This window comes from Cellvibrio sp., from assembly GCF_053579595.1.
This window is the reverse complement of sequence record NZ_JBRFPI010000121.1, coordinates 6,701-11,169: the sequence shown is the minus strand read 5'-3', so window position 1 is coordinate 11,169 and position 4,469 is coordinate 6,701. Positions and strand designations below refer to the sequence as shown.

The 4,469-nt window shown below is 51.8% G+C and carries 3 protein-coding genes; all 3 read right to left on the bottom strand.

The features are described from left to right. Positions 1–810, bottom strand: an 810-nt coding sequence (gene pdxA / locus ACWA6V_RS09560; RefSeq protein WP_449522270.1) for a 4-hydroxythreonine-4-phosphate dehydrogenase PdxA, incomplete at its 3' end; no start/stop codon positions are given. Between the two features lie 118 nt (positions 811–928). Further along, positions 929–2,248 (bottom strand): peptidylprolyl isomerase, encoded by a 1,320-nt coding sequence (locus ACWA6V_RS09555; RefSeq protein ID WP_449522269.1) that lies wholly within the window; start codon positions 2,246–2,248, stop codon positions 929–931. Positions 2,249–2,263: 15 nt separating this feature from the next. Beyond that, positions 2,264–4,469: LPS assembly protein LptD (gene lptD / locus ACWA6V_RS09550; RefSeq protein ID WP_449522268.1), on the bottom strand; the 2,206-nt coding region annotated here is incomplete at its 5' end.

The window sequence follows — 4,469 nt, the reverse complement described above, 5'->3', positions numbered from 1 at the left end:
CTGGTCGTGATACATCGCGAGTACCGCGTCAGCGTGATCCAGATATTTTGGCGTAAACAATGTATCTGCTGGCAGTGGGCCGATTAAATTCATGCCGCGCGCGCGCAACTGCTTAAGCACCGGTTCGATGATTTCAATTTCTTCCCGCCCGAGATGCCCGCCTTCACCGGCGTGGGGATTTAATCCGCACACCAAAATGCGCGGCTGTGCAATGCCAAATTGCACTTGCATATCGCGGTGCAAAATTTCAGTCACTTGCGTGAGTTCAGCTTCTGTGATGGCAGCAGCAACATCTTTTAACGGCAAATGGGTAGTCGCGAGCGCCACTCGCAAACCTTCCGTGGCGAGCATCATCACCACTTTTTCAGTATGGGTTTTTTCGGCGAGATATTCAGTGTGACCGCTAAAGGCAATGCCCGCATCATTGATAATGCTTTTTTGCACAGGCCCGGTGACCAGCGCGGCAAAATGCCCGGCGACGCAACCATCGATAGCGGCATCCAGGGTGCGCAAAATGTAGGGCGCATTGTGCACATTCAGTTTGCCCGGCACAGCCAGTTCAGCGAGCGCAACAGGCAGTATCGCCAACTCACCCGCCGCACTAGGGCGCGGCGCATCCTGCAGGTTAATTTCGCGCAACTTCAGGCTGAGCCCAAGTTGCTGTGCACGTGTTTGCAATAAGTGTGGATCAGCAATGGCGACAATTTCATGCGCCTGCGCCTGTTGCGCGAGCGTGATAACAAGATCCGGGCCTATACCTGCCGGTTCACCGGGGGTCAGCGCAATTCGATAACAGGGAGTCATAATCATCTGAGCCTGAAAAAGTCACGATAAAAACACAGGATTCAAAATGCACAACGGCTAAAAACAAATTGCACGCTATTTCAGTGCAATCCATTTTTAGCCGCCGGTAAAAAAGCGCGCTGGCTTAGAGTTTGGTTTCGACGTAAGCCTCTTCGCGGATTTGTGTCAGCCAGAGTTGGAATTCTTCCTCAAAGCGACGAGAACGCAATACGTTGGCGGCTTGGTTACGTTTCATTTTATCGCTCATATCTTCTTTGCGGCGCTCGATCACTTGCAAAATATGCCAGCCAAATTGGCTTTTGAATGGGCGGGTGATGCCACCGATAGAAGTGTTGCCCATTGCCTCTTCAAACTCCGGAACAAACATTCCCGGAGTAGACCAACCCAGATCACCACCGCTCAACATAGAGCCGGTGTCTTCAGAGTTCTCGCGCGCGAGCTTGCCAAAATCTTCACCTTTTTCGATGCGCGCTTTTAAATCCAGTAACTTCTGGCGCGCTTGGGGATGGTCCATAATTTGGGAGGTTTTTAGCAGTATGTGAGGGGCATGGGTCTGCTCAACCAGTTGCTCTCCACCGCCGCGCTGCTCAATATTTTTGAGGATATGGAAGCCAGCACCACTACGAAAAGGTTTGGATACCTGGCCCACACTTAAACGTGACATTTGATCGCCAAATAGTTCAGGCAATTGCGCAAGTTTACGCCAGCCGATATCGCCACCTTGCAGTGCGGCCTGGTCGTTGGAGTAGCTGATCGCCATCTGCGAAAAATCGCTACCCGATTGCAATTTTTGATAAATCTCATTGGCTTGCTTTTCAGCAGCAGCAATAGCATCGGCATCGGCACTGCTGGAGACGGCAATTAAAATATGGCCGATATGGAAATCCGGAGAAGTCGCAAATTTACCATCGCTGGAAGCGAGGAAATTATTGATATCCTGATCGGTCACTTTGATGCGGCTATTCACCACACCCTGCTGCAAATGGCTGATGGTCAATTCATTGCGCATCTGTTTGCGCAGGCCTTCCAGGTTCAGCCCCTGGTTTTTCAGATCAGCCTCAAGCTGCGCCAAGGTGATTTGATTTTTTTGCAGCACACGGCCAATCGCCTGGTCGATTTCCGCTTCATCCACTTTAATTTCGTAACGCTCGGCCAAGCCCAGCTCAATACGTTCGATAATCAATTGTTCGAGGATTTGTTTATTGAGCACATCCTCCGGCGGCAGCTGTTGGTATTGGCCTTTCAAGCGCTCCAGAACAGATGCCTTGCGGTCATCCAATTCGCTTTGCAGCACCACATCTTTATCGACAATCGCCACCACGCGATCCAGTGATACCGCATTGGTTTGCGCCACTCCGAACTGGCTGGTCGCCAGAATCACACTGCCCAGCAGTAACGTCCAGCCCATGTGCAACAAATGTGGCTTGTTTTGGTTCTTACTCATAATTCAATCACTGTTTTATTGTAGAGATGCTTCACGCTCGCCATAGCCAAACATAGCTTTGTCGAGCAGGTTACTAATACGTTGACTCAAGCTGCCGAAGCCGCGCAATTGCACTTCGATAAACACACCGCGGTCATAATCATCGCTGCTGAGATTTTTCATAAAGTCGGGACTAAAATCAAAATCCACCCACTGCCGCGCGAGTACGCGAACGCGGTAGCAGCAATCGGTGTATTCGAGCCCAGCAAAGGTGTCGAGTTCCGCATTGTACGTAAAATCGTAGTTGGTACGGGCAATGACGGACCATTGGCTCGAAACCGGCCAGAGGGTGGTGATATCTATCTGGTTTAACGTCTCACCAATATTCGGGGTGGTTTCCAGCGGGCTGAGGGATACCGGATCGCGGCTATAGCGATACCCAAGGTTAAGTATCCGGTATTGCTCATCCATATAATTCAAGCTGGTGCTGACAGTGTTCACCTGTTCTTGTTGGTGATCATAGAGTACATCGCTGCTGATACGCAGGTGATCACCAATGAACGTACTTGCCTGCCCTGCCACTGCCGAGCTGGTACGGGTATTGGCGTAGGCATCATCGTTATTGAGAATGCTGACCTCACGGTCTTCAAAATAGGTGATCTGGCCAATACTCAAACGGAGGCGCTCGACACCGGTGTCAGACTCGACAAAACGGCTGGTCAAACCCAGCGCGAGATGGTTGGTGTCGTCGATACGGTCGCCGCCGGAAAAGCGCGAGTCGCGAAACAGCTGATCGTAGGTGAAGATCAGATCCGAGGTATCAAAGTTGACATAGCTGGCATCAGAGGTGAGGGCGTAGAGCGAATCCTGATTTTCGTAATCGCGATAGAGATAGAACGCGCGCGGCTCCAGAGTCTGGGTAAAGGCATCACCAAATAAGTCTTTATCGCGCTCAAAATACAACCCCAAGTCAAGCGAGCCTTGCGGGGCAGTGAATTGTTGGCTGCTGTCCACATCGGCGCGCAGGTTAGTAGCTTCCAATTCATAGCCAAGGGTTTTCAAACCCACCCCCGGCTTTACATAACCAGCTGTGTATTCTTTATCCCAACTCAGTTTGTAATTGGTGCGCAGACGCTCACCCACAATCAGGTTGGCCTCGTCGCCTTCGAAGTAACGATTCATACCAAAGTGGGTGTATTCATTATCCAGCTCGACCAGCCAGTCATTGACCCGGTATTGGCCATCGGCATGCAGGCGCGGCAATTCGCGATAGGGTAATTGCGTGCTGGTCAACAAGCGAAATTCTTCCGCTTTGGCGCCCAGTTGCCAATGCTCGCTGTTGTAACCGGCGGCAGCGCGCTGGCGGATATAGGCTTGGCGATTTAAATCAACAGCACTGCCGTCTACATCGCGGATATAGTCGGTATCACTGACATCGGTATAATCAATTTCAGTGGACCAAGGCTGGTTGCGCCCGCCAGTTTGCACCAAGTTGTACTGCCAGCGATCTTTGCCGAGATACTGCGGGTTGATCTCATCGTCGTCGCGGCCGGTGTCACCGCTGCGATCGTTGTTCAGCGCGCTGCCGCTCAATTCTGTATCAAACAATTCAGATTTGTGGCGCAGCTCAGTCGCTAGCATATAACCGTGTTCGGAGAGATAGCGCGGCGTAATAGTGGCATCGTAATTGGGTGCGATATTCCAATAAAAGGGCGCAGAAAATTCGCCGATACCGTCATTCTCGTCAAAGCCGATAGAGGGAAACAGAAAGCCTGTCAGACGATCCGGCCCCACCGGAAAGCGAAAGTAAGGCGCATAGACGACCGGGACATCTTTGATGTGCAGGCGCATATGTTTGGCAGTTCCGTAGTGCTTATCGTTGTGCAGGGTGATATTGGAGCCTTTGATCAGCCAAGTATTGTCGCCCGGCTCACAACTGGTAAATGTACCCTGATCCAGACTGATAACAGCATCGCCAAATTTTTGCAGTTTTTCCGCACGGCCACGCACGCGGGTTTCGTAGAGTACAAAGCGGGCATTATCCAGGCGGGCGTTGCCGGTGTTGGTATCCACATAGGCTTTATCAGCGCGCAGCAATACCCCCGGCTCGCGCACCTGGATGTCGCCATCCAGCTCCGCTTCGCGCGTGGTTTTGTCAAAGGTGAAGGTATCCGCGCGGAACGAGCGACGCTGCAGGTCCTTGACGTTCGCCTGGCGATAGAACGCGGGCATCTCGTTGCAG

Excerpts from the sequence above, each read along its gene's own strand:
- ACWA6V_RS09555 (WP_449522269.1), bottom strand. The coding sequence starts at position 2,248 with ATGAGTAAGAACCAAAACAAGCCACATTTGTTGCACATGGGCTGGACG.